We start from the raw sequence: 25,135 nt of genomic DNA, 5'->3' as shown, positions 1-25,135 counted from the left end.
CAATGCCTCGTTTCTCGGCCAATCTCGGCTTTCTGTTTTCCAACCTCCCTGAGACAGAGCGAATTGCTGCCGCCGCCGCCGCGGGCTTTAAAGCCGTGGAGATGCATTGGCCTTATCAGGTGCCGGCCTCGGAAATGCGCGCAGCTCTCGCACGAGGCCAGGTAACGATGCTGGGATTGAACACGCCCGTCGGGAATGCCGCCGCAGGCGATTTCGGTCTGGGAGCCCTGCCGGGTCGAGAAATCGAATTTCAACACGCTGTAGATCAGGCGCTTTCTTACGGATCCGCGATCGGCGCCTCCGCCGTTCACTGTATGGCCGGAATTGCCCCCGCAGACGAGTTCGCCGCTGCCGAGCGCACCTTTATCGGCAATCTGCGTGCCGCAGCCGACAAGGCGGCACAAGCTGGAGTGGACATCCTGATCGAGCCTATCAATCATCGGGATAAGCCGGGTTATTTCCTTCACCACGTCGAGCAGGCCGCATCGATCATCGAGCAGGTCGGCCGCGGCAATGTCAGAATCATGTTCGACTGCTATCACACGCAGATCATGCAGGGCGATCTGACGCAGCGGCTGAGGACATATCTCGAACTCATCGGACACGTGCAGATCGCAGCGGTGCCGAGCCGCGCAGAACCGGACGAAGGCGAAATCAACTACCCCGACATATGCCGAACGCTCGACAACCTCGGATACGCGGGTTGGATCGGTGCGGAGTACAAGCCGCGAGGGAGAACAGAGGATGGTTTGGGCTGGCTTGCAGCCTGGTCGGATGATCACGCCACCTTCAATCGGATTGGAACAAAGCCATGAAGCTCGGATGTATTGCGGATGATCTGACCGGGGCAACGGATCTTGCCCTCATGCTGGCCCGTGAGGGTCTCCGGACGGTCCAGACGATTGGCGTTCCCGGCCCCGACCTCGATCTGTCGCAGGCGGATGCCGTCGTCGTGGCCCTCAAGTCCAGGACCATTGCTGCGCAGGAAGCGATCGAGCAGTCCCAGGCAGCAGCCGAAGCCCTGGGGAAAGCCGGCGCACGCAATCTGTTCTTCAAATACTGCTCCACCTTCGACTCTACGGATGAGGGTAATATCGGGCCGGTGGCCGAGGCTCTTCTCGCCTTTACAGAGAGCGACTTCACCCTCGCCTGCCCTGCTTTCCCGGCCAACGGCCGCACGGTCTACAAGGGTCACCTGTTCGTCAACGGCGTGCCGCTGCACGAGAGCAGCATGAAGGACCATCCGCTGACGCCGATGCGGGACTCCAATCTCGTGCGGGTTCTTCAACGGCAGACCAAGCTTTCGGTCGGTCTCGTGGCCTTCGAGGACGTCGAGGCTGGTCCGGATGCCATCCGCTCGGCCTTCGAGCGGGAGAAAGCCGCGGGACATCAGATCGTCATCGTCGACGCACTGACCGACGGCCACCTGCGAGCGATCGGCCTCGCAGCAGCAGACCTGCCTCTTATCACCGGTGGTTCGGGCGTCGCCATGGGCCTTCCCGCAGCGTATCGGGGGAAGAACGCTCCTGCTTCCTCACAACACTCCGACGGCTTCGATGCTCCTGCCGGGCGTGAAATCATCCTGGCGGGTTCGTGCTCGAGCGCGACGAGACGACAGGTCGAGATTGCCATCGAGCGCGGAATACCGGCCCTGCGTCTCGATCCGATGGCCCTCGCATCGGGCGAGGTCACGTCGCAAACGGCTCTCGCATGGCTGGCCGCCCAGCCTACCAACGGACCCGTCCTGATCTACTCCACGGCCTCGCCGGACGATGTGCAGGACGTCCAACGCAAACTTGGTCGCATGAACGCGGGTGAGATCGTCGAGACGACTCTTGCGCAGATCGCTTCCGCTCTTCCAGGGCTCGGTTTCACACGCCTGATTGTCGCTGGCGGCGAGACATCGGGGGCCGTCGTCAAGGCTCTCTCCGTCGACGCGCTCACGATCGGTCCCGAGATCGATCCGGGCGTTCCGTGGACGCGCTCTCTTGCGGGCGCCGACCTCGCGCTGGCGCTCAAGTCCGGCAATTTCGGAGCTCCTGACTTCTTCCTGAAGGCTTGGTCGATGCTTCGCTGAAGCCTTCCGTCGAGAAGCCTTTTCAAGCTGCCACACCCGATAGAACAACACCGATGGCACTGTGCGCCTCGGGCATAGGGGACACGCCATGAATTATCATACCTACTATTCGAAGGCCGACCGGCCCGTGGAGACCTGCGTCGTCGGCACCGGCGGGTTCGGACAGAGTTTCCTTGCTCAGGCCCAGCACGTTCCGCTGATGAACGCACGGATCGCTGTCGATCTGACGGCTGAGAGCGCCGCATCGGGTCTGAGAGCAGCAGGTGTCGAGCCACGCAACATCCAAGTCTGCACGTCGCCAAGCGAGGCAAAGGCCGCCTGGGACCGGGGAGGCTACATTGCAGCGAGCGATCTCGCTGTGGTGGCCGAGCTTCCTGTCGATATTGTCGTCGAGGCAACCGGACAGCCCATCGCCGCTGCCCGTCACGCCCTCATCGCCATTGAGACCGGAAAGCATCTTGCGCTCGTGACGAAGGAGCTCGATAGCGTGGTTGGACCGGGGCTCAAGGCGCTTGCGGCGGACCAGGGCAAAATCGTCACGACCGTAGACGGCGACCAGCCGAGCCTGCTCATCGGTCTTGCCACTTGGGCCGAGGTGATGGGTTTCGATATCGTCGCCGCAGGAAAATCGAGCGAGTATGACTTCGTGTTCGACCCCTCCCTGCGACAGGTGAGCAGCAACGGGCGTGTCGCGGGAGACATCAATCTCACCCCGTATTGGGATCTGGAGAGGCACGCCGTCAGCGACATCCTGAGCGCCCGGCATGCTGCCATTGCAGATTTTCCGCAGCGAGCCGTTCCGGACCTGTGCGAACTCCTGGTCGTCGCGAACGCCACCGGCCTGCAGCCTGACCGCCTGGATCTTCATGCCCCGCTCGCCAGAATCAACGAAGTGCCGACGATTTTTTCGGAGCGGCAATCAGGCGGAATTCTCGCAGGCGCGCGGCGTCTCGATGTGTTCCACTGCCTGCGCAAGCCCGATGAGGTCAGCTTCGCAGGCGGCGTCTTCGTGGTGATCCGCTGCAACGATGCCAGGAGCTGGGACATGCTTGCCCAGAAGGGGCATATCGTCAGCCGGACCGGAGAAACCGCGATGGCGTATCTGCCCCGTCATCTCCTGGGTCTTGAGGCCGCGACCAGCATTCTCGACGCCGCCGTTCATCGCGTCTCCGGTTACGGCGGCGACTACCAGCCGCGCTACGACCTGATCGCCGTTGCAACGGAAGACCTTCCTGCGGGAACACTGCTGACCATGGGGGGACACCACCACACGATCCCCGGCGTCACTGCCGAATTCAGGCCCGCCGGGCCGCTGACCGACGAAGCACCCGCCCCCTTCTATCTCGCTGCGGATTGTCGACTTGTGACCTCCATTCGCAAAGGAGACGAGATCCGCATGGGACAGTTGGAGCGGCTTGGTGACTCGCCCCTCCTCTCGCTGCGCCGCAACCAGGATGAACGCTTCTTTGGAAGCTGATTCCGGCCAATAGTATCAGAGCACAAGTTTGATGCGATTTCTCTCCAACCTGCGCCCCGATCATTTCACCATCGCACTGCTTGCCACCGCGGCTGCAGGGACGGCTCTTCCTGCGGCCGGGGCAGCGATCCCACTCCTCAAGATCATCATCTCATTCTCGATCGCGATTTTGTTTTTCTTGCAGGGAGCCCGCCTTTCGCGGAATACGATCATTGAAGGTGCCGTTCACTGGCGCCTCCATCTGACAGTGTTCGCCGCCACCTTCATTCTGTTCCCTATTCTCGGCCTGGTATTGAGCCGAGGCCTGGAATTGGCCTTGGCACCCGGAATCGCTTTGGGTGTTCTCTATCTGTGCCTCCTGCCGTCCACGATCCAATCCTCGATCACGTTCACGTCACTTGCCAATGGCAACGTCGCGGCTGCCATATGCAGCGCCTCTGCATCGAACATGCTGGGAGTGTTCCTGACGCCTCTGCTCATGAGCCTTTTCATGCATACGGAGGGCTCCATCCCATTGAGTTCCATTGTCTCGGTCGTCGTTCAGATCCTCGTTCCATTCGTTGCAGGGCACCTTGCGCGCCCCTGGATCGGAGAATGGGTCGAACGGCAATGGAAACTCACCGGCCTCGTGGATCGCGGAGCCATCTTGCTCGTCGTGTATTATGCCTTTGGCGCGGCCGCCGTGAACGGGTTATGGCACCAGCTGAGCCCGCGAGATCTGATTGTTCTTTTGCTTCTCAGCTGTGTCCTTCTCGCCCTCGTTCTTGCAATCATGACAGGTGCAAGCCGACTGCTAGGTTTTTCCCGTCGAGACGAAATCGCCATCGTGTTCTGCGGATCCAAGAAAAGTCTCGGCAGCGGTGTTCCTATCGCGAGCATTCTCTTTCCGGCCGCAATGGTCGGCGCGATCATTCTGCCGGTTATGCTATTCCATCAGATACAACTGATCGTCTGTGCCATTCTGGCGCGCTGGTATGCAGGACGTGTTAATCCTGTCTCCCACTGGCCCAACACGTCCGCTTAGGGTCGGACTCGGACGTCCCCCCTGCTCTTCCTGAGCATCTGCTTCTGCCCGACAAGCAGACCAGCACGCTGCTTCCGAGACATGCCATCAGCTGAATTGGCTGTCCCCTATGAACGGGACTAAGAACATCTGAACAGCGCCACGAAGCTATCACTATTCCCGGCCATCCAATCGGCGCTCTTGCGCTGCGACAAGCCGCATCATCTTGCGCAGGTCTTGCTCGCCCAAATTCATGGCTGCATCAAGCCAGATATCGACGATATCCCGCAGCTCTTCATACTTCACGGGATCAATTCGCCTCTTCGAGCGGTAGATAGCCCTGTGCGCGTTATGCCTGCGCCTGTTGCGGGCAATATAGTCCCTGACCGCATTCTCCCCCTGGCCGTCCTCAGCAAGGACGTCGACAACGCCGAGGCTATGCAGCTCCTCAGCGGTATAGACCGTGCCGCTCATGATGAGCTTCTCGGCAGCCGCCATACCGATCTTTCGGGACAGGAAGCTGTATGCTCCCATTCCAGGGAACAGATTGAATAGTACCTCCGGCAGACCCATCTTCGCACTCTTCTCTGCGACCAGAACGTCGAAAGAGAGCGCGCATTCGAACCCGCCGCCCAGCGCGTCACCTTGCACCAGTGAAATCGTGATCAGAGGCGTATGAAACGCCATGGAGTTACCATAAACCACGTCGATGCAGGCATAGGCGTACTCCCTTAGCCCCTCATGATCCCTGCGCCGGATGCAATCAGCAAAGTAAGCTAAGTTTCCACCGAAATTGTAGACGCCTGGGGTCTGGGATGCGGCGACGAAGTATTCCAGATGCTGACGTTGCTCGCGGTTGCCCTCCTCCATGATCGCACGCACGGATTCCTGCACGCACATCATGTCACGCAGGAGTTCCATTGTGATCATGGGATGCTGGCTCGGGCGCATGGCCGCCCAATAGATCTTCTGATCAAAGTCGAGCTTGACGTCGATGTACGGCAGCAGAAGGTTGGTCGAACCGGGCTGTGCCGGCTCGGGGGCTGATTTTGGCGGCGGAGCGGCTGGAGTTGATATCTCCCGATTGTCGGCGGATTGAACGTCAGAATAGGGACGGTCAATGGCTTTGACCAACGGGGATATCATTCTGCTCTCCATCATAGAGAATTCATCAGCACAACGAGTTTCATCTCGCGGCCAAGCGGCTCGCCCCGACCGGAGCAACCCTTCCTTAAGGATAATGATCCTTTAAAGGCGTCGTGGGTAGTACTTCGGGAGATTTGTCGTAGGAATTGGTTAACGACTTCCGGATCTTACCAGTGTCGACAACCATAAGCGCCGTAATGAGCTACTGGATACAAGTTTCACTGTAATTAAACAAAATATTGAGTTAACCAATTTCGCAAAAATCCGAAACGACACAGCATCCAGCACCTACGTCATTGCGGTATGAATTAGGTGTTCAATGTGAACGTCATATGGCTTTATTGAAATTGAGTAACTCAAATCAGCGGCGCTAGCCAGCGAACAGACAAGATACCGTACGACTCGCGGAACGACAGTGACGCAATCGGTCAAACGCTTAAGTTGATCATTGAGCAAGCTCAATGTCTCCAAAGGACCGATCAAGCCGATATGCGGAGGATGCTGGGGGGTTAATAAATGGCAGTTATTCTGATCCTCGATGACAAGAGCACGAACCGCAACATCTATTCCCGTCTGGCTCAGACGATCGAAGACAATGCAGTCGTGCATGCCTTTGCCTCGCCCGTGGAGGCTCTCGGATGGCTCGAAGGCCAATGCCCTGATCTGATCATTACCGACTTCCGAATGCCGGGCATGGACGGGGCGGAATTCACCAGGCATGTCAGGGGCAACGCCAATGGGATCGATGTGCCGATCATCGTCATAACTGCCTATGACGACAGAGCCTTCCGGCTTAGTGCCTTGGAGGCGGGAGCCACAGATTTCCTTCGCTCCCCCGTTGATCATTATGAGTTCGTCACCCGCGCACGCAATCTCCTCAAGCTCCAGCGCCAGCAGCAGCAGATCAAAGGTCGCGCTCAGGCTCTCGAACAGCAGCTCCGCATCAGTGAACGTTCTCAGGAGGAACTGGTCCGCAGCAGCCGGGAGGCGCTAGCCCAAGTGATTGACACGGTGCCGGCGATGGTCAGCGCAACCGACAAGGACTGTCGCATCGTCTTCGTGAACGCCCACTTTGCCGACTTCGTCAACTCCACACCGGAAGCTCTCACGGGAAAACAGCTGACCGACATCCTGCAGACCAACAAGCCGGAATTCGGCCATCAGGTTCACGAATCCATTGTCAACGGACAGCGTACGCACGTGAGCTTCGAGGAGAGCATCACCGACATATCCGGAACTGAGCGGGCATTCCTGACGACCAAGACGTCAATGCGCGCGTTTGCAGGGGCCGAGACAAGCGTCCTGACGACATCGATCGACATAACCGAGCGAAAGCAGGCCGAAAGCACCTTGCGGCATATTGCGCTGCACGACACGTTGACCGATCTTCCCAACAGGAGAATGCTTTACAATTGGATTCAGCAGAAGCTCTCCAGCGAACATGCTCGGTTTGCGATCCTTCTGATCGACCTCGACCGGTTCAAGGCAGTCAATGATACCCTCGGCCACGCTGGGGGTGACCGTATGCTTCAGCTAGTGACAAGTCGGCTCCTTGGAACTGTTTCAAGCACCGACCTCGTCGCGAGAATGTCGGGCGACGAGTTCGTCGTCGTTCAGGCGTCCATCAAATCTCCCGACGATGCGGAAGATCTGGCACGGAAGATCATCGACTCCTTTTCTGCGCCATTCCTCCTCGAAGAGAGCGAGATCAGAATAGGTTGCACAATCGGAATCACGGTGGCGCCGCGCGACAGCCAGAGCGTCGAGAAACTCCTCCGATACGCGGATCTGGCAATGTATCAGGCAAAGGCCGAGGGAAGGAATACGTTGCGCTTCTACTCGCCCGATATGGACAGCATCTCAAGGAACAACATCAGCCTGGAAGCCGACCTCCGCAAGGCGATTACGCAAGAACAGTTTGAACTTCATTACCAGCCCCAGATCGATTTGGAGACGGGATCGATTGCAGGGGCAGAGGCGCTCCTGCGATGGATCAGGCCTGAATTCGGCCTCACCTCTCCCAATGTCTTCATCGATATTGCGGAAGAAACGGGACTGATCAACGAGATCGGCGCCTGGGTTCTCAAGAAGGCCTGTGCACAGGCGGCGGCATGGCAGAACCTTGGATATGGCCCGCTCCGGATCTCGGTCAACCTGTCCCCGGTGCAGTTTCTGCGCCAGGATATCGTCCAGCTTGTCGACGATGCTCTTGAGGCAACCGGGATGAATCCCGAGTACCTCGAACTTGAACTCACCGAGGGCAGCCTTCTCAAGGACGTCGAACGAACCAGGCAGATCCTCCAGAACCTCAAGAGGCTCGGTGTGAGAGTCGCGATCGACGATTTCGGAGTGGGCTTCTCCTCCCTCAGCTATCTGAAGAACTTCGCTGTCGACACCTTGAAGATCGATCGGTCATTCGTGTCGAGCCTCCTGGCTGGAAGCCGCGATGAAGCCATTGTTCAGACGATCATCTCCCTGGCCAAAAGCCTTGAGCTGAAAGTCGTCGCTGAGGGCGTCGAATCCAATTCCCAACTCGCATGCCTGCTCAATCATTCTTGCGACGAGGCCCAGGGCTATCTGTTCAGTCGTCCGCTACCGTCCCATTCCTTCGAGATCCTGCTCAAGGAAAGTCCTCGATATCTGGTGCCGAAGCAGAACATTGCGCCCAAGAAGGTCCAGAGCTCGTGATAGCTCATATTCTATCGCGCCTGAAGAACAGTCCTGATCGTGAGCACGAGATGAGCCTCAACAGGCTCATCTTTTTGAGTCTGATCGCGGCCTATACGTTCTGGATCAACCCTTCCGTCCCGCGCGAGGCGCTGATCAGCGCAACCATCTTCGCATTCATTTCGGTTGGAATCGTCGTCCACATTTTCCTCAGACCTCAGCAGTCTACGATTCGACGAATCATCGCCATCGTTAGCGATCTCGTCACCGCCTCCATTCAACTTCACTACGTTGGCGAAACATCGTCCGTTCTTTTCCTGCTCTATCTATGGATCACGTTCGGAAACGGATTCCGCTTCGGCGTTCGCTTTCTGTATGTAGCGATGGTCGTCTCGGTCATATGCTTCGCAATGGTGATCTACACGACACCAACGTGGCACAATGATATCTATCGTTCAGCAAGCCTGTTTCTGAGCCTTGTCGTCCTTCCCCTCTATGCCAGCACGCTGATCCGCAAGCTCTCCAATGCCAAGGCCCAGGCGGAGGCGGCCAACCGGGCAAAGACATTGTTTCTTGCCAGCGTCAGTCACGAGTTAAGAACTCCGCTGAACGCGATCATCGGTCTCTCTGGCCTCATGACGGAAACGAACCTCGACGCCGAGCAGCGCGGCATCATTCGGACGATTGGATCTGCCGGAGAAACTCTGCTCAGGCAGATCAATGGCATCTTGAATTTGTCCCGCATCGAATCGGGAAAGATGCCGATCGATCTGATCGATTTCGACCTGCCGGAAGTCCTGTCTACCACTCGCGCTTTGGTCCTGGCGCAGGCTCAACAAAAAGGGCTTCGGCTGACGATCCATATCGCTCCGCAGGTGCCCCTGCAGATTCATGGGCCGAAGCACCACCTCGAGGAGATTCTGCTCAACCTTCTCGGTAACGCCGTCAAGTTCACGGAGAAGGGATACGTCACGCTCGCAGCCCATCCCGTGATCGAGAACAATCAAACCATCGTTCGCTTCATCGTATCCGATACGGGGATCGGCATTGCCCCTCATGCCATAGGCAAGATCTTCGAGAGCTTCACTCAGGCCGATGAAACCATCATCAATCGTTTTGGAGGAACCGGGCTGGGCCTCTCGATCTGCCGACAGCTGATAGAAGCCATGGGCGGCAGGATCGGGGTCGATAGCCGAGAGGGTCACGGCAGTTCCTTCTGGTTCACCCTCCCGATGGAAGCCTCGGATCAGGAGGGAACCGACCGACTGCAGCCCCATCTGTTCGAGCCGCTTCTGATTTGTTCCGATTCAAGCCTCGCGAAGGTTATCGCGCCTCGCCTCAGCGATCGTGGCGATCTTCCTGTCGCGCGAACCTTGTCCGACGCGAAAGAATGGGGCCGGCAGACCGGCAATGCACAGGTCATTCCCTTTTACTACATCGATCTGCCGGAGGACCTCCTGGTCGCAGAGATCGAGAGAGCCGACCTTCCTGTCGCTCCGGTTCTGATTCGACCGGATACGTCCCGGAGCTTTGCGACATCGGAGCTGATGCGCGTGTCGAGCAGCGTGCTGCCGATTGATTTCACGCAGGATGAGGCAAGAACCGCCTCGGTTGCAGCGGCCGCGCAAGCTTCCTGGGCTCAGGCGATGTGGAGCGAGCCGAGCAGGATCGAGCTTCCTATCGCATCGCGTCCTCTCTCGATCCTTGTGGCCGACGATAATTCGACGAACCGGCTAGTGATATCGAAGATTCTGGAGCGCGGCGGACATACCACCCGATGTGTCGCGAACGGAGAGGAGGCTCTCAACGCGCTGGAGGTGGAGTCGTTCGACCTGGTGATCCTGGACATCAACATGCCCGTGATGACCGGCATAGAGGCTGCGGAGCTGTTCAGGTTTATGGAACCGCAGGGCACCCGCACTCCCATCATCGCCCTGACGGCCGACGTGACGCCGGACGTCGTTGCTCAGACGCTCGCGGCAGGGATGGATGCCTGCCTGACCAAGCCCGTGCAACCCGCGACGCTTCTCAAGGCGATCGAGGAGCACGTTGCCTCCCGTCCCGCTCAAGCGCCTGCCGAAACCAGACCAGCCTCTGTCGCCTCACTGAACGCCCCCTCCTCCGTGATAGATGAAACCCTGCTCGTGGAGCTGGAGCATTTGGGCGGAAGGGATTTCGTTCTCAGCCTCGTGGAGGAGTTCTTTTCAGACGCGGATCATCTCGTTGACGAGTTGCGGAATGCCGCGGCGGCGGGCGACTCGCACAGGTTCCGCCTTGAGGCTCACGGTCTGCAGAGCGCGTCCGCGAATGTCGGAGCGAGGATCGTGCATGACATTTGCGTCAGCTGGAGAAAGATCACCAACGAGGAGCTTGCAAAGAACGGAGTAGAGCAACTCGAGCGTCTGACGCGAGCACTCGCACTCACCCGGGGGCTGCTGAAAGAGCAGCTCACGGCTGCGGAACAAGAAACAAAGCATGCCGGCTTTGCCACATCTGCGAATGACAGGTTCGGTGTGAGGGCGCGCTGAGCTTGGCGCGGTTCCCCAATGTCACCTCCCGCAAGATCTGCCTCGTGTTCTCACGGTTAACGATGTTCTAAAAACCTCCGTGCCGCCCGTGAGCGGTGCGCCTATAGTCATCTGAGCCTTAGACGTCCCGCACGATTGATCATCTGCTTGTCAGAAAGGTTGTGGCATGAAGAGGTTGATGACAGGAACCGGTGCTGTAACCGCCGCCCAAATGGATGGATACGTCATCGAAGAACGGCTGCTCGATGGAATTATGATCCAGATCAGCGACCGGGGCGGCGGGCACCTGGAGGTCGCCTTTCATGAAAGGGATCTGCGCTACCTATCGCAGTTCTCTGCTGCCCAGCATGCCCAATGGCTGGATGAGGCGATGCTTCATATCGAAGCTGGATGCACGCTTGAAACACTTGCTGGTGAACTCGCCTGGATCGCGAATGAGACACCACGGAAGCAGAAACCCTATATCAAGGCAATGAGACCCGCTCGACAGGAATTCGAGCTTCCGCCCGAACTGGAGTTCTTGAGACGCACCTGATTCATCGACGGTTTTCGCCGGTATCCGCACGTATCCTGACATTGTCTGAAATATTCTAAGCGCCTGACGGCTCGCTAGAGTTTTGTGCATCGCCCGCTCCTTCGGGCGTGATTGAATAGATCGCCTCAGGCTTCTCGAGTTCGGTCACAAGGAAGTTGATGAAATCGGTGATTGTTTGGGTCAGGGTTCGATCGAGCATGGTTTGGATTTGAAGATTTCGTTCAAGGAATCTGGCCTCGTTGAAGGGAACAATGGCGACGTGTCCGTCTCTCACCGCCATTCGGACGGAGATGTAGGCTGAAAAGGTCACGGCTGCACCGAGCCGGCAGAGGGTCAGAAGACTTGCGATGTTCGTTGAGGTCGCAATGGGCTCGAGCGAAACACCTTTGCTGGCGCAATACATGTCGAGCACCTGTCTGATCGTCGCTGCATCATCGAGAATGGCGACCGGATATTTGAGCAGTTCGGATATCTCCACCCTCCCCCGCCCGATCAGAGGATGGCTCGTGCTTGCAATGGCATAGGACGGCATCGCCTGCTGCCACTGAATCTTCACTCCTCCTTCCGGTTTCACGGAAAATGTAACACCGACATCCACCTCTCCCTCCTGAACGGCCTTGACCACGCCAGCGGGCGGGAAAACCTTGATATTGAAAAGGAGGTGCGGCCTGTCGAGCCGGAAGGCATGGATCATCTCCGGAATGAAGCTGACAGCGAGCCCCTCGGTAATCCCGAGCCGGATCAAACCACGGCCTGCGCTGCTGAGCTCCCGGATTTCATTGACGATCTGGTCGCTCTCAAGAGCAGTTCGTTGGGCATAGGATGCCAGCAGCCGCCCAGCTTGGGTGAGGAGCATTCCACGCGAATGCCGCTCGAACAGGGAAGTCCCCAGCTCATCCTCAAGCTTCGCGACTTGCCGGCTGACGGCTGAAGCCGCGACCCGCAACCGATCTGCCGCCGCGTTCACTGAGCCCGTTCGCGCCACTTCCAGAAAGTAGCGCAAGGCCGATTGGTTCATCCGGACACCCTCCATTGCCGTACCGGCAATGATCCTTTCGAATCATTCTTATGGAAGCAAGGGGAAAGTGTTGGCAGATTTGGAATGCTTCCAGCGCAGAGATCGCTCAATTCGGAATTCTGCTCGGACGAATTTGAAACAAAACAACAATCGTAGCACCAGAGGACCGACAATGATCCTTCTTCGAAAGGCTGCCACTTTATGCCTTGCCTCTACGGCGCTGTTGACCAGCGTGTTCGGGAGCGTTGCCTTCGCAGGCAAGTCCGACAACACCATCCGGTTCGCCTATGATCAGGCCCCGGAGAGCGTCGACCCATTCTTCAACAACGTGCGCATTGGTGTCATCATCGGTCAGCACGTTTGGGATACGCTCGTGTACCGGGATCCCAACACCAACGAATACAAGGGCCAACTCGCGACGGCTTGGCGCCAGATTGATGATCGCACGATCGAGTTCGATCTGCGCCAGGGCGTCAAGTTCCACAATGGCGAGGAGTTCGATGCGGACGATGTCGTCTACACGATGAACTTCATTTCCAAGCCCGAGAACAAGGTTGTCACTCAGGCTAACGTCAGCTGGATCGAGAAGGCCGAGAAGCTGGACAAGTATAAGGTTCGCATCACGACCAAGCAGGTCTTCCCGGCTGCCATCGAATATCTCGCTGGACCGGTAGTGATTCATCCGAACGAGTACTACGAGAAGGTCGGCCCGAAGGGGCAGAATGATAAGCCGGTTGGTTCAGGCCCTTACAAAGTGACGAACTATGTACCGGGCAAGTCGATCACGCTCGAGAAGAATAACGACTACTTTAAGGATTCGCCGAAGCCGCAGCCGAAGATTGCGAAGATCGACATCCGTTTCATTCCGGATCGCCAGACGCAGATGGCAGAGGCCATCTCCGGTGGCGTCGATTTCATTATGCATGTGCCGAAGGACCAGGCCGAGCAGCTTGAGGCTGTTCCGACCCTCCAGGTGGTCTCCGGCGAGACCATGCGCATCGTGTTCATGCAGATGAACACCCTCGAAGGGACGCCGGCTCCGGCTCTCAAGGACGAGCGGGTGCGCAAGGCCATCATCCATGCCATCGACCGTGAAGGCATGGTGAAGTCCATCGTCGGCGCGGGCTCGCGTGTTCTCAACACCATCTGCTTCCCGTCACAGTTCGGATGCACCGATGAGGGGGCCCCGCGCTATGCCTATGACCCAGCCAAGGCCAAGCAGCTTCTCGCCGAAGCAGGCTATCCCAACGGACTTGAACTCGACATCGTGGCCTATCGCGAGCGCAACCAGACGGAAGCGCTGATCGGTTATCTCCAGGCTGTCGGAATCAAGACCAATCTCCGGTTCCTGCAATATGCAGCGATGCGTGAGATCATCGCCGGTGGCAAGGCCATGCTGACGCACCAGACCTGGGGCTCATTCTCCGTGAACGACGTCTCTGCCGCAACATCGAACTATTTCGGGTTCCGCTCAGAGGATATCACGAAGGATCCGCAGGTGCGCGATCTGCTGACCAAAGGAGACACTTCGGTCGACCCGCAGGTCCGCAAGACCTCCTACCGGGAAGCCCTGAAGCTCATTGCCGACAAGGCTTACGCGGTGCCTCTGTACTCGCTGCCGGTCTATTACGTCGCCTCCTCGGATCTGTCGTTCAAGGCCTACCCCGACGAGATGCCGCGTTTCTGGGAAATGTCCTGGAAGTAAGCGACCGACTCTCATGAAACGGCCCGCCATGGGCCGTTTCATACGGAACATCTTTTCTGCCTCCAGGCGAGTGTCCCTGCCGCGTCGAAACGCGCAATGCGCGCCTGCGCGAATCCGCTCCGAAGTTCCGACTGCCGCTGAGCAGTTTGGATAAGCGGGCGGCCTATCATGAGAGCAACACGGAGCAATGCCGTGATCGGCTATATTGTCAAACGTTTGGGCCTTGCGCTTCTCGTAGCGCTTGCGGTTTCGGCGATCGCCTTCTTCCTCCTGCGTCTTTCGGGCGATATCGCAATGGCCATCGCCGGCGAGGGTGCGCGGGAGGAAGACCTTGCCATTATCCGTAAAACCTATGGCCTCGACCGGCCTCTATTGGTCCAATATGCGGACTGGCTCTGGCAGACGCTCAAGGGCAATTTCGGCACATCCATTTATTTCAAGACCGAGGTCAGCAAGCTCGTCCTCGACAAGCTGCCGACAACGATTCTTCTCGGTTTCCTGGCGCTCGGCTTCGCGCTGCTGATCTCAATCCCTCTGGGTGTGCTGGCGGCGGTCTATACGAACACCTGGATCGATCGCCTGGCCCTTGCCATCGCCGTAGTTGGGCAGGCGCTGCCGAACTTCTTCTTCGCCCTGATCCTGGTGATGATATTCTCGATTACCCTGCGGTGGCTTCCGGTTTCCGGTTCGGCCACATGGCTGCATTTCATCATGCCGACCATTGCCCTTGGATATTACGTGGCTCCCGCCTTCATGCGTCTGATCCGGGCCGGCATGATCGAAGTGCTGTCCGCCGACTACATCCGCACCGCACGCGCGAAGGGGCTGCCTGCAGGAAAGGTCGTTTTCAAGCACGCTCTTCGCAATGCCGTGGTTCCTGTAGTGGCGCTGACCGCCGTGCAGCTTGGTTTCCTCCTCGGCGGTTCCGTCGTGATCGAGACCATCTTCGCCCTCGATGGCCTCGGCTATCTCGCCTACCAGAGCATCACTTACAAGGACTTCCCGGTGATGCAGATCATCGTTCTGCTCCTGTCGGTGGTCTACGTGCTTCTGACGCTTGCCTCCGACATTGCCAACGCGTGGCTCGATCCGCGCATCCGGGTGGCCTGACATGACCGATATCGCTCTCTCCATTCCCAACGTTCCGGAGCCATCTCCCGCCATGCGGCTCGTTCGCCGCTTTCTGGGCCAGAAGGCTTTCGTCATTGGCGCGGGCATCCTTGTGGTGATCGTTGCGCTGGCGCTCCTGGCTCCGCTGCTGGCACCTCACGACCCTTACACGCAGAACCTCGCCCTGCGAAATGCGCCGCCCTTCTGGTACCAGAAGGGATCCTGGCTGCATCCGCTCGGCACCGATCAATTGGGCCGCGATTATCTGTCCCGCGTTCTCTACGGCGCCCGCATCTCGCTTCTCATCGGCGTGAGCGTCGTGCTTATCTCCGGCATCATCGGCACGACCATGGGCCTTCTCGCGGGCTATTTCGGCGGCAAGGTCGATCTAGCGGTGACTTTCCTGGTCACTACCCGACTGTCCATGCCGGTCATTCTGGTGGCGCTCGCCGTCGTGGCCATGGTCGGCGGCTCGTTGTGGGTCGTCATTCTCGTGCTTGGCCTTCTCAAATGGGACCGCTTCGCCGTCGTGATGCGAAGCGCGACGCAACAGGTTCGTTCCCTCGACTATGTGGCGGCAGCGGAAGCCGCTGGGGCCTCGACCACCCGCATCATCCTGCGGGAGGTGCTGCCCAACATCGTCCCGCACCTGATCGTCGTCGCAACCTTGGAAGCCGCAAGCGCCATTCTGCTCGAAGCAGCGCTCTCCTTCCTGGGTCTCGGAGTCCAGCCTCCCCTGCCCTCGTGGGGTCTCATGATCTCCGAAGCGAAAGCCTACATGTTCTTCTCGTTCTGGCTCATCGCCATTCCCGGATCGGCGCTTGCGCTGCTGATCTTTGCCATCAATCTCGCGGGCGATGGCCTGCGCGATGTGATCTCACCGGAAGGGAGGGCCTGAGCCATGACCGATACGATCCTTGAGGTCGATGGCCTCAACGTCGACATCGCCACGCAGCGCGGCACCTTGCATGCGGTCCGGGATATCTCCTTCTCCGTCAAGCGCGGCGAGACGCTCTGTCTCGTTGGTGAATCCGGCTGCGGGAAGTCCATGACGTCCTTAGCGATCATGGACCTTCTGCCAAAGGCCGCGAAGCGTCATGCGCGCCGCCTTGCCTTTGCAGGAGAGGATCTTTCCAAGGCATCCAAGCGGCAGATCAATGCTCTGCGTGGCAATCGCATGGCCATGATCTTCCAGGAGCCGATGACTGCCCTTAACCCCGCCTACACCATCGGCAATCAACTCGTGGAGGCATATCGTCAGCACAAGAATGCGAGCGAGGCGGAGGCCCGCGAGCGTGCGATCTTCCTGCTCAGCAAGGTCGGCATCGCATCGGCGGCCGAGCGCCTTGGTCAATATCCGCACCAGCTCTCGGGCGGCCTGCGCCAGCGCGTCATGATCGCCATGGCACTGATGTGCGGACCGGAACTCCTGATCGCCGACGAGCCCACGACCGCCCTCGACGTGACGATCCAGGCGCAGATCCTGCGCCTTCTGGCGGATCTGCAGCGCGAACTCGGCATCGCAATGCTCTTGATCACCCATGATCTCGGCATCGTGGCCCGGATCGCGGACCGCGTTGCCGTCATGTATGCGGGTCAGATCGTCGAGGAAGGGCCGACGGCATCGCTGTTTCAGAACCCACAGCATCCGTACACGCAGGGACTGATCGACTGCATTCCGGTGCCGGGACGCACGGTGCCGGGCGGGCGGCTCGGTGTCATTCCCGGCGTGGTGCCTTCGCTTGTCGGCGACATTCAGGGCTGCAGCTTCCGAGACCGCTGCAGCCGAAGCCAGCCCATCTGTACCCAAGCTCCACCAGTCCATGAAACCGAGGACAGCCATCGGTGGCGCTGCATTCTGGAGGACGCGGCATGACGGCGCTTCTTGAAGCTCAAGACCTCACCCGCTCCTTCGGCGTCAGTCAGGGCATGTTCAAGGCACGGCGCACCTTGCATGCCGTCAATGGCATCAGCCTGGATATCCGCAAGGGTGAAGTGCTCGGCATCGTCGGAGAGTCGGGCTGCGGAAAATCCACCCTCGCCCGCATGCTGCTCGGCCTTCTGCCGCCGACGGCAGGCAGGATCACCCTCGATGGCCAGGACATCGTCTCGCTGGGCCGCAAGGGCATGGCGAGGCGCGTGCAGCCTGTTTTCCAGGATCCCTATTCGTCGCTCAATCCCCGTCGCACCATCGCGTCCATCGTGTCCCTGCCGCTCGAGGTTCATGGCATCGGCAGTGCAGCGGAGCGGCGTAAGCGGACCCTCGACATTCTCGACAAGGTGGGCCTGCCCCAGCGTTTCGCCGACCGTTACCCCCGTGAATTGTCGGGCGGTCAGCGGCAGCGCGTGGCGATTGCCCGCGCGCTTGTCATGAATCCGGAAATCGTGGTCTGCGACGAGCCGACATCCGCCCTCGACGTCTCGGTTCAGTCGCAGATTTTGAATCTGCTGATGGACCTGCGGCGCGAACTCGGTCTCACCTATGTGTTCATCAGCCACAACCTTGCTGTGGTCGAGCACATCGCAACGCGCGTGGCCGTCATGTATCTTGGCCGCGTGGTGGAACTGGCCGAGACGGAAGCCCTCTTCAAGGCGCCGCGCCATCCGTACACCAAGGCTCTGCTGGCTTCGGTCCTGACCCCCGAACCCGGCGCCGGCATTCCGGAGACGGGACTTGGGCTCGCCTTCCCGGATCCTCTCAATCCGCCGCCCGGATGTCCGTTCCATCCGCGCTGTCCCGAGCGGCTGGCTCAGTGCAGCACGACCGCGCCCCGGTTCACGCAGCACGGCCGCGACGCCGTGGCCTGTCATCTTCACGATCCTGAACTGGGCGCCCCCGTTCCGCAGAACGTGGTGCCGCTCCAGGCCCATTCCGCTCTCCTCCAACAAAGGGAAAATTCGTAAATGTCTCGCGAAGCGGCCATTGCAAAGGCTGAAGCCTATTTCGAGTCCGGGGCACTCAAGGCCGATCTTGCGCGCCTGATCGCCATGCCGACCGAGAGTCAGAACCCGGATCGCGCCGAGGTGCTCACGGCTTATATCGAGAGCGAGATGCGCCCGCTCCTGGAAGGCCTTGGCTTTACATGCAAGACCTTGCACCACCCCAAGGCCAAGGGGCCGTTCCTTTTCGCGGAGCGGATCGAGGACCCGGCTCTGCCGACCGTTTTCGGCTATGGACACGGCGATGTCATTCGCGGTCTCGATAAGGATTGGAGCGAAGGGCTCTCCCCCTGGACCCTCACGGAAGTCGGCGACCGCTGGTATGGCCGAGGTGTCGTGGACAACAAGGGACAGCACGTCATCAACATCGCGGGCCTGAAGGCAGTGCTGCAGACCCGTGGTAAGCTTGGATTCAACGCCAAGTATCTCATCGAGATGGGCGAGGAGATGGGCTCCCCGGGCCTGCGCGAGCTGTGCGAGGAGCAGAAGGAGCTTTTCAAGGCGGATGTGCTCATCGGCTCCGATGGTCCTCGCCTCAATGCAGAGCGTCCGACGATCTTTCTCGGCTCGCGCGGCGGCGTGACCTTCGACATGTCAATCAACGCCCGTGACGGCGGCCATCATTCCGGCAACTGGGGCGGTCTGCTGTCGGATCCCGCGATTCAGCTCGCTCATGCGATTGCGACGATTGCCTCCCCGACCGGCCAGATTCGCATTCATGAGTGGGTGCCCAAGGAGGTTCCTGCATCGGTCCGCCGGGTGCTGGCCGATTGCGAGGTCGATGGTGGACCCAATGGCCCGACCATCGATCCGGAATGGGGCGAGCCCGGCCTGACACCCGCCGAGCAGGTTTTCGGCTGGTGCTCGTTCGACGTGCTGGCCATGAAGTCCGGCAACCCGGAAACGCCCGTGAACGCCGTTCCGCCGAGCGCCTGGGCTCGCTGTCAGTTGCGTTTCGTCGTGGGCGTGGACCCGAATGAGGTTCTTCCGGCCCTGCGCCGCCATCTCGACCGGCACGGCTTCACCATGGTCGAGATTGCCAAGAGCCGTGACGAGATCTTCCATGCCACCCGGCTCGATCCGGAGGACCCCTGGGTGCACTGGGCCGTGAACTCGCTGGCCAAGACGACCGACAAGAAGCCGGCCATTCTGCCCAATCTCGGCGGCTCCTTGCCCAACGATATCTTTTCGGAGGTCCTGGAGTTGCGGACGATCTGGGTGCCTCACTCCTATCCCGGTTGCTCCCAACATGCTCCCAATGAGCATCTGCCGGTTGCCATCGCCCGTGAAGCCCTCGCCATGATGGCCGGGCTCTATTGGGATCTCGGCACCGGAGATATCCCGCCGGTCGCCAGGGCTTAAAAATGACGAAGGCGGATGCCGGAGCCTCGGCATCCGCCGTTTCAGCAAGAAGGCACATCGTGATCAGGGTCTCGAGGCATCGATCGCGAAGGTTATTCATGACCCCATTCGTCAAGCGGGAATGGTATACGATCGCCATCCCCGGAATGGTTGTGCGGGCATCATTCCTGCCGATCAGCGGCGAGCCTGTCCGTGCTTTCTCCGTGGGCACCCAAGCTGCCGTCGCGCTCCTGTTTTTCTGCACAGCGCCCATTTGTCTCGTGACGTGGTGTTGGCCGGCATGATCCATTGGCGGCTGCATCTCTTCGTGCTCGCCACCACATTCGTGGTCTTCCCGATCCTCGGCCTGATCGTTGTCGCCCTGCCGAGCTTCGCGACCTCAGCCATCGGCACGGGCATCCTGTTCCTGTGCGTCCTGCCTTCCACCGTTCAGTCTTCGATCGCCTTCACATCCATTGCAGGCGGCAATGTCCCGGCGGCGATCTGCTCGGCCTCAGCTTCGAACATCCTCGGCATGTTCCTGACCCCGCTCCTGGTCGGATTGTTGTTCCATACACAGGGAAGCAGCGGCATCTCGCTCGATGCCGTTGAGAGCATCGTCCTGCAGCTGCTTGCTCCCTTCGTCCTGGGGCAGATGGTTCAGCCCTTGATTGGCCGATGGCTCGGGCGGCACAAGGCACTGACGCAGATCGTAGATCGAGGCTCCATCCTCATGGTCGTTTATGGAGCCTTCAGCGAAGCCACGACCAGCGGCCTGTGGCACCGCCTGTCCATTGGCGATATCACCGCCATTGTAGCAATCGATATCGTGCTTCTCGCAGCCGTGTTGAGCTTCACGTACTTCGCCAGCGGCTGGCTCAAGTTCAACCGCGAGGACCGGATTGCCATCACGTTCTGCGGTTCGAAGAAGAGCCTCGCCTCCGGCGCGCCGATGGCGAGCGTGATCTTTGCCGGACAGAATATCAGCCTGATCGTTCTTCCGCTGATGCTCTTCCACCAGATCCAGCTCATGGCATGCGCAGTCCTGGCCCGTCGCTTCGCCAGCAGCAATCGAGAGATAGACAGTGACTTGGTGAAAGCTGGATAATGCCTTCTCAGAGATCGGCTTAACTCACCCGGAATCTGTAGCCTTCTTCTGATTTCCAAGCACATCTGTGAGCGGATCAAGGCCTGGAGCTGTGGCTTTGAAACGATCATCCGCTCCGTATCACTCCATCGCGGTACAGTGTCTGCTCTGGACCAGCTCTGACGTTCCCCCTGCCCTTTGTGAACGTCAGAGGCTGACATTGGGCTAATTCAGCTTCGTGCCGGAGCGAGACCTAAGACGGCACGAGCTAGTCGCAAGCTGGAACTCCTGACCTCCCGAAGGCTTGGTTTCCGCAGCAATGGTGCTGCTTGTCTTTGGCAGGTCAGAGATGCTTGCACACGAGGACTTAGCTTGGCACACGATGTGGTAGTCGAGTACTCGCCTCAAGGCGGCGGGTTCGCCGATGCTCATGAGCGGATCACGCGGGCAGCGGTCGCCAAACGGCTGGCTGCACTGATGGGATTTGATTATGCGGGCACATACGACCGCTCCGTCTTTTACCCCGGCAGGGTCTATTTCGTCCCGAGCACCACTGTGGTCGGCCTCGAGCTGGCGGCCGAGCTTGGCATCACGGGAGAGCGAGATCTCTTCGGCGGTGTGGTGCCACGTCCGTTCGTTTCCACCAAAGCCATCACTCACCCGCGGATCCAGCCTGACGCCTTCGCACCCGAGGGCTGGTCCGACACATTCCCTCGCAAGGTGCAAAGTGCTGTGCTTGAAGGGTACTCGGTCTTTACAGCAGAACAGGCCCTGGCAGCCGGACAGCGTCTTTTGGAGAAGGGGCCTGTGCGCCTCAAGCCGGTCAACGCCACTGCCGGCCGCGGGCAGAGAGTAGTCCAGAGCCTGCCCGAGCTCGCGGAAGCCCTCTCTGCCATCGATCCAACCGAGTTGGCAGGCGCTGGGCTCGTTCTGGAGGAGAACCTCACAGCTGTGACCACCTACAGCATCGGTCAGGTGCGCGTGGCGGACCTCACTGCAACGTACTACGGCAGCCAGCGGCTGACCCCCGACAGTACCGGAAAAGAGGTCTATGGCGGATCTGACCTTGTAGTGGTGCGTGGCGATTTTGATACACTGGTCCAGCTGCCTCTTCCTGAGAGCGTTCAAATCGCTGTAGAGCAGGCCCGTGCCTACGATGCCGCCACAAGCGTCTTTCCCGGAATGTTTGCTTCGCGCCGCAACTACGACGTGGCTCAGGGAATGAACGCTCGCGGCCAGTGGCGCTCGGGCGTTTTGGAGCAATCCTGGCGTATTGGCGGCGCGACGGGTGCTGAGATCGCCGCCCTCGAAGCTTTCCGGAATGATCCCGGCCTACAGGTGGTACACGCAGCCACCTTCGAAATTTATGGCGAGTGCCAGGCTCCGCCTCCACACGCGACGGTGTATTTTCATGGGATAGATGAGCAAGTCGGATTTTTGACCAAATACGCGCTGGTGAGAGCTCATGGCGACACGAGATGACCGGATCGACATCCCCGTCGACAATCAGCGAATTTGCGGCACTGTAGTCACTCCCGCTACGGTCATCCCAGGCGTGTTGTTTCTCCACGGCTGGGGTGGGAGTCAGGAGCAGTACTTGACCCGAGCCCGTGAGATCGCGGCCTTGGGCTGTGTCTGCCTGACGATTGATCTCCGGGGCCACGGGGGAACCGAGGAGCAGAAAGAGACTGTCACACGCGAAGACAACTTGCGTGACGCGCTTGCAGCCTACGACACTTTGGTCAGCCACCAAGCTGTCGACAAAGAGGCCATCGCGGTGGTGGGAAGCAGCTATGGCGGCTATCTGGCTGCGATCCTCAGCTCACTGCGTCCTGTGCGCTGGCTTGCCCTGCGCGTGCCTGCACTCTACCGCGACGAGGACTGGCCGCTGCCAAAACAGCAGCTGAAGAAATACGGCCTTGCCGACTACCGACGTGGACGTGTCACCCCCGACCAAAACCGGGCCTTGGCCGCCTGCGCGGCGTTCAGGGGCGACGTGCTGGTCGTGGAGTCGGAGCATGACGACATCATCCCGCACCCGGTGATCGAGAACTATCTTGCCGCGCTCAAGGGGGCCCACTCGCTCACCTACCGTGTGATCGAGGGGGCTGATCATGCCCTATCTGAAGGGGAGTGGCAGCAGGCCTACACATCCCTGCTCGTCAACTGGGCGACCGAGATGGTGCTGGGGGCCAGAGAAGATGGCAGTGCCCCTGGAGTGCACACGCATCTCCAGCCAGCTCCCCGCAGACAGCCTCCAACGGCGGCATGATGACAAACGCGCTCCTTAAGTGCGGATAGGGTCGGCATCGAGGCCACAGAGGCGTACTCACGTCAGGCATACGGCCACCACATCCGGAACTTGGCCGTGCGGTGCTGGTTGTTCTTTGGCTCGGCAGATCGGACTGACGCCGAGCCTGCGAGGTGCTATGGCCGCGACGGTTGAAGCTCCTGTGCGCGAGACGGGACCCGGTTCTGCCTTTCGGGCGCTGGTTCTCTCAGCCCTCGGTGTTGTGTTCGGCGATATTGGAACGAGCCCACTCTACGCCCTGAAGGAGGCTTCCCATGCCGCCAGCCGAGGCGGAGCGTCCCCTGACGTGGTGCTTGGGGTGCTGTCCCTCATCCTGTGGTCTTTGATTGTCGTTATCTCGATCAAGTACTGCATCTTCATCCTACGCGCCGACAATCGTGGCGAGGGTGGGATCATCGCATTGCTGGCCCTCTTAGGGGTCCGGCGTGTCCAGCCTGGGTCTTGGCGCATGTATCTGACCGTGCTGGGCCTCATTGGCACGGCACTCCTCTACGCCGACGGCACCATCACGCCCGCCATCTCGGTTCTGAGCGCCGTCGAGGGTCTGACGATCGATGCGCCGCAGTTCGGCCCCTACGTGGTTCCGATTACCGTTGCGATCCTGGCCATCTTGTTTTCCGTACAGCGAATGGGTTCCGGCTGGATCGGCGGAATCTTCGGCCCGTACATGCTGGTCTGGTTTGCCGTGTTAGGCCTTCTTGGCGTCCACGGCATCCTGGCGGCTCCCGAGGTGCTGGCCGCGGCCAGCCCCATTTATGCGATCGGCTACATCCAGAACACGGATGTGATCACGACGCTGGCCGTCCTGGCAGCCGTGTTCCTGGCCGTCACGGGGGGTGAGGCGTTGTATGCCGACATGGGTCATTTCGGCCGCTCACCGATCCAGGCCGCATGGTTCCTGATCGTCATGCCAGGACTGATGCTGAACTATTTTGGGCAGGGCGCCCTGCACCTGGTCAATCCGGGAGCTGCAGAGAACCCCTTCTATCATCTGGCCCCTGATTGGGCGCATTACCCGCTTGTAGCCTTGGCGACCCTGGCCACCGTGATCGCCTCGCAGGCGGTGATCACCGGCTCGTTTTCCTTGACGCAGCAGGCGATTCAACTCGGCTTGCTGCCGCGCCTGCGGGTTGTCCATACCTCAAGTCACGAGCGCGGCCAGATCTATGTTCCCTTTATCAATTGGGCCCTCGCCATGCTGACGCTCGGCGCAGTAATCGGGTTTGGAACATCGAGCCGGCTTGCGGGAGCCTATGGGCTCGCCGTGTCGATCGACATGGTGATCACAACGGTTCTGGCGGCCTTTGTTGCTCTCCATTGGGGCCACAGGCCGATGCTTGTGTACCTGTTGAATGGATCCCTGCTCCTGGTCGATCTGGTGTTCCTGGCCGCCAACACGACGAAGCTGTTCGAGGGTGGCTGGTTCCCCCTGCTCATTGCAGTCATGGGAGCGTTCCTGATGCTGACCTGGCGCAAGGGCCAGCAGCTTGTACAGAAGGCACGAGCGCATCTGCGCATGGCCCCCAAAGAGTTTCTACGACAGCTGGAGGCCGATCCACCGATCCGCATCCCAGGCGTTGCAGTGGTCATGTCAGCGTCAACGAGCAGCATTCCGGGAACCGTGCTGCACCATCTCAAACACAATCGAGTGCTGCACGAGAAGGTGTTTCTCGTGTCCGTGGTGGTTCTCGATGCTCCGAAGGTTGCAGACGAGGACCGTGTCCATCTGGTGCCGATAGGTGCCGGCATCGAGCGCTTGATCCTGCGGCTGGGTTTTACCGAGGAACCGAATGTCCCGGCCGGTTTGCATCTTGCCATGGCGCAGCATCAGATCCCGGACTTCGATCCGGATGGTGTGACGTACTATGTCGGCCGTCAGACCGTGGTCGCCACGAAGACTCATACCGGCATGGCTCTATGGCGGGAGATCATCTTTGCCATGCTGAATCGCAATGCGGAACTGACCGCCGACTACTTTTGTATTCCGGCTCCTCAGGTCGTCGAGATCGGCAGCTCAGTGGAAATCTGAGGCCATTGCGTACCTGGCGACTGGTAAAGAGAAATGCACCATACTCGAATGTCTCCTCCAGATCATGGGCACAGACTACAAATGCACCAGGTGAATCTGGCAGGCTGAATCGGGATCACGATTTGTTGAATGCCGGAGAGGCCTCTGTATTTCTTCAACAA

The 25,135-nt window shown here is 59.5% G+C and carries 18 protein-coding genes and 1 pseudogene; 17 read left to right on the top strand and 2 right to left on the bottom strand.

Going from position 1 to position 25,135, the window contains the following annotated elements; all coding sequences use genetic code 11:
* Positions 1-2: 2 nt before the first annotated feature.
* The 4 genes from ACUXUR_RS00640 (at position 3) to ACUXUR_RS00625 (ending at position 4,578) form a co-directional block, all read left to right on the top strand.
* The gene (locus tag ACUXUR_RS00640) at positions 3-815 is read left to right on the top strand and encodes a hydroxypyruvate isomerase family protein (RefSeq protein ID WP_445500359.1); all 813 of its coding nucleotides are present in this window, start codon (positions 3-5) and stop codon (positions 813-815) included.
* Complete coding sequence (gene otnK / locus ACUXUR_RS00635; RefSeq protein ID WP_445500357.1) at positions 812-2,077, top strand: 3-oxo-tetronate kinase; 1,266 nt, start codon at positions 812-814, stop codon at positions 2,075-2,077. Before ACUXUR_RS00640 ends, otnK begins: the two co-directional genes overlap by 4 nt.
* An 88-nt stretch (positions 2,078-2,165) precedes the next feature.
* Entirely contained in the window at positions 2,166-3,554 is a 1,389-nt protein-coding gene (locus tag ACUXUR_RS00630) for an NAD(P)H-dependent oxidoreductase (RefSeq protein ID WP_445500356.1), read from the top strand.
* Positions 3,555-3,585: 31 nt separating this feature from the next.
* Entirely contained in the window at positions 3,586-4,578 is a 993-nt protein-coding gene (locus ACUXUR_RS00625; protein WP_445500355.1) for a bile acid:sodium symporter family protein, read from the top strand.
* A gap of 153 nt (positions 4,579-4,731) precedes the next feature.
* On the opposite strand, the gene ACUXUR_RS00620 is transcribed toward ACUXUR_RS00625, so the two are convergent.
* The gene (locus tag ACUXUR_RS00620; protein WP_445500354.1) at positions 4,732-5,703 is read right to left on the bottom strand and encodes a crotonase/enoyl-CoA hydratase family protein; all 972 of its coding nucleotides are present in this window, start codon (positions 5,701-5,703) and stop codon (positions 4,732-4,734) included.
* Between the two features lie 516 nt (positions 5,704-6,219).
* Between ACUXUR_RS00620 and ACUXUR_RS00615 the strand changes: the two genes are divergently transcribed.
* From ACUXUR_RS00615 to ACUXUR_RS00605, 3 genes are all read left to right on the top strand, one after another.
* Complete coding sequence (locus ACUXUR_RS00615) at positions 6,220-8,391, top strand: putative bifunctional diguanylate cyclase/phosphodiesterase (RefSeq protein WP_445500353.1); 2,172 nt, start codon at positions 6,220-6,222, stop codon at positions 8,389-8,391.
* Positions 8,388-10,898: a hybrid sensor histidine kinase/response regulator gene (locus ACUXUR_RS00610; RefSeq protein ID WP_445500352.1), complete on the top strand. Its 2,511-nt coding sequence runs from the start codon at positions 8,388-8,390 to the stop codon at positions 10,896-10,898. Before ACUXUR_RS00615 ends, ACUXUR_RS00610 begins: the two co-directional genes overlap by 4 nt.
* A 178-nt stretch (positions 10,899-11,076) precedes the next feature.
* On the top strand, positions 11,077-11,433 hold the full coding sequence (locus tag ACUXUR_RS00605) for a hypothetical protein (protein ID WP_445500351.1): 357 nt from the start codon (positions 11,077-11,079) through the stop codon (positions 11,431-11,433).
* 55 nt (positions 11,434-11,488) lie between these two features.
* Here the strand turns inward: ACUXUR_RS00605 and ACUXUR_RS00600 are convergent, their stop codons facing one another.
* On the bottom strand, positions 11,489-12,451 hold the full coding sequence (locus tag ACUXUR_RS00600) for a LysR family transcriptional regulator (RefSeq protein ID WP_445500350.1): 963 nt from the start codon (positions 12,449-12,451) through the stop codon (positions 11,489-11,491).
* Positions 12,452-12,623: 172 nt separating this feature from the next.
* Here ACUXUR_RS00600 and ACUXUR_RS00595 point away from each other — a divergent pair, with 172 nt between their 5' ends.
* The 10 genes and pseudogenes from ACUXUR_RS00595 (at position 12,624) to ACUXUR_RS00550 (ending at position 24,974) form a co-directional block, all read left to right on the top strand.
* Complete coding sequence (locus ACUXUR_RS00595; RefSeq protein WP_445500349.1) at positions 12,624-14,156, top strand: ABC transporter substrate-binding protein; 1,533 nt, start codon at positions 12,624-12,626, stop codon at positions 14,154-14,156.
* 192 nt (positions 14,157-14,348) lie between these two features.
* Positions 14,349-15,266 (top strand): ABC transporter permease, encoded by a 918-nt coding sequence (locus ACUXUR_RS00590; RefSeq protein WP_445500348.1) that lies wholly within the window; start codon positions 14,349-14,351, stop codon positions 15,264-15,266.
* Between the two features lies 1 nt (position 15,267).
* Positions 15,268-16,164, top strand: coding sequence for an ABC transporter permease (locus ACUXUR_RS00585; RefSeq protein ID WP_445500346.1), 897 nt, complete (start codon positions 15,268-15,270; stop codon positions 16,162-16,164).
* Between the two features lie 3 nt (positions 16,165-16,167).
* On the top strand, positions 16,168-17,142 hold the full coding sequence (locus tag ACUXUR_RS00580) for an ABC transporter ATP-binding protein (RefSeq protein WP_445500345.1): 975 nt from the start codon (positions 16,168-16,170) through the stop codon (positions 17,140-17,142).
* Positions 17,139-18,170 (top strand): ABC transporter ATP-binding protein, encoded by a 1,032-nt coding sequence (locus ACUXUR_RS00575; RefSeq protein WP_445500344.1) that lies wholly within the window; start codon positions 17,139-17,141, stop codon positions 18,168-18,170. Before ACUXUR_RS00580 ends, ACUXUR_RS00575 begins: the two co-directional genes overlap by 4 nt.
* Complete coding sequence (locus ACUXUR_RS00570; protein WP_445500343.1) at positions 18,171-19,568, top strand: M20 family metallopeptidase; 1,398 nt, start codon at positions 18,171-18,173, stop codon at positions 19,566-19,568. It abuts the gene before it with no gap.
* 98 nt (positions 19,569-19,666) lie between these two features.
* A pseudogene (locus ACUXUR_RS00565) lies at positions 19,667-20,655 on the top strand (bile acid:sodium symporter family protein).
* A gap of 351 nt (positions 20,656-21,006) precedes the next feature.
* Complete coding sequence (locus tag ACUXUR_RS00560) at positions 21,007-22,116, top strand: DUF3182 family protein (protein WP_445500341.1); 1,110 nt, start codon at positions 21,007-21,009, stop codon at positions 22,114-22,116.
* Positions 22,100-22,906, top strand: coding sequence for an alpha/beta hydrolase family protein (locus ACUXUR_RS00555; protein WP_445500340.1), 807 nt, complete (start codon positions 22,100-22,102; stop codon positions 22,904-22,906). The genes ACUXUR_RS00560 and ACUXUR_RS00555 overlap by 17 nt, the downstream gene beginning before the upstream one ends.
* A gap of 157 nt (positions 22,907-23,063) precedes the next feature.
* Positions 23,064-24,974 (top strand): potassium transporter Kup, encoded by a 1,911-nt coding sequence (locus tag ACUXUR_RS00550; RefSeq protein WP_445500338.1) that lies wholly within the window; start codon positions 23,064-23,066, stop codon positions 24,972-24,974.
* The last annotated feature ends 161 nt before the right edge of the window (positions 24,975-25,135 follow it).

Source organism: Microvirga medicaginis, assembly GCF_052658925.1.
This window is presented reverse-complemented; position numbering and strand designations above follow the sequence as displayed.

Excerpts from the sequence above, each read along its gene's own strand:
- ACUXUR_RS00640 (WP_445500359.1), top strand. The coding sequence starts at position 3 with ATGCCTCGTTTCTCGGCCAATCTCGGCTTTCTGTTTTCCAACCTCCCT.
- otnK (WP_445500357.1), top strand. The coding sequence starts at position 812 with ATGAAGCTCGGATGTATTGCGGATGATCTGACCGGGGCAACGGATCTT.
- ACUXUR_RS00630 (WP_445500356.1), top strand. The coding sequence starts at position 2,166 with ATGAATTATCATACCTACTATTCGAAGGCCGACCGGCCCGTGGAGACC.
- ACUXUR_RS00625 (WP_445500355.1), top strand. The coding sequence starts at position 3,586 with ATGCGATTTCTCTCCAACCTGCGCCCCGATCATTTCACCATCGCACTG.
- ACUXUR_RS00620 (WP_445500354.1), bottom strand. The coding sequence starts at position 5,703 with ATGATATCCCCGTTGGTCAAAGCCATTGACCGTCCCTATTCTGACGTT.
- ACUXUR_RS00615 (WP_445500353.1), top strand. The coding sequence starts at position 6,220 with ATGGCAGTTATTCTGATCCTCGATGACAAGAGCACGAACCGCAACATC.
- ACUXUR_RS00605 (WP_445500351.1), top strand. The coding sequence starts at position 11,077 with ATGACAGGAACCGGTGCTGTAACCGCCGCCCAAATGGATGGATACGTC.
- ACUXUR_RS00600 (WP_445500350.1), bottom strand. The coding sequence starts at position 12,451 with ATGAACCAATCGGCCTTGCGCTACTTTCTGGAAGTGGCGCGAACGGGC.
- ACUXUR_RS00595 (WP_445500349.1), top strand. The coding sequence starts at position 12,624 with ATGATCCTTCTTCGAAAGGCTGCCACTTTATGCCTTGCCTCTACGGCG.
- ACUXUR_RS00585 (WP_445500346.1), top strand. The coding sequence starts at position 15,268 with ATGACCGATATCGCTCTCTCCATTCCCAACGTTCCGGAGCCATCTCCC.
- ACUXUR_RS00580 (WP_445500345.1), top strand. The coding sequence starts at position 16,168 with ATGACCGATACGATCCTTGAGGTCGATGGCCTCAACGTCGACATCGCC.
- ACUXUR_RS00575 (WP_445500344.1), top strand. The coding sequence starts at position 17,139 with ATGACGGCGCTTCTTGAAGCTCAAGACCTCACCCGCTCCTTCGGCGTC.
- ACUXUR_RS00570 (WP_445500343.1), top strand. The coding sequence starts at position 18,171 with ATGTCTCGCGAAGCGGCCATTGCAAAGGCTGAAGCCTATTTCGAGTCC.
- ACUXUR_RS00555 (WP_445500340.1), top strand. The coding sequence starts at position 22,100 with ATGGCGACACGAGATGACCGGATCGACATCCCCGTCGACAATCAGCGA.
- ACUXUR_RS00550 (WP_445500338.1), top strand. The coding sequence starts at position 23,064 with ATGGCCGCGACGGTTGAAGCTCCTGTGCGCGAGACGGGACCCGGTTCT.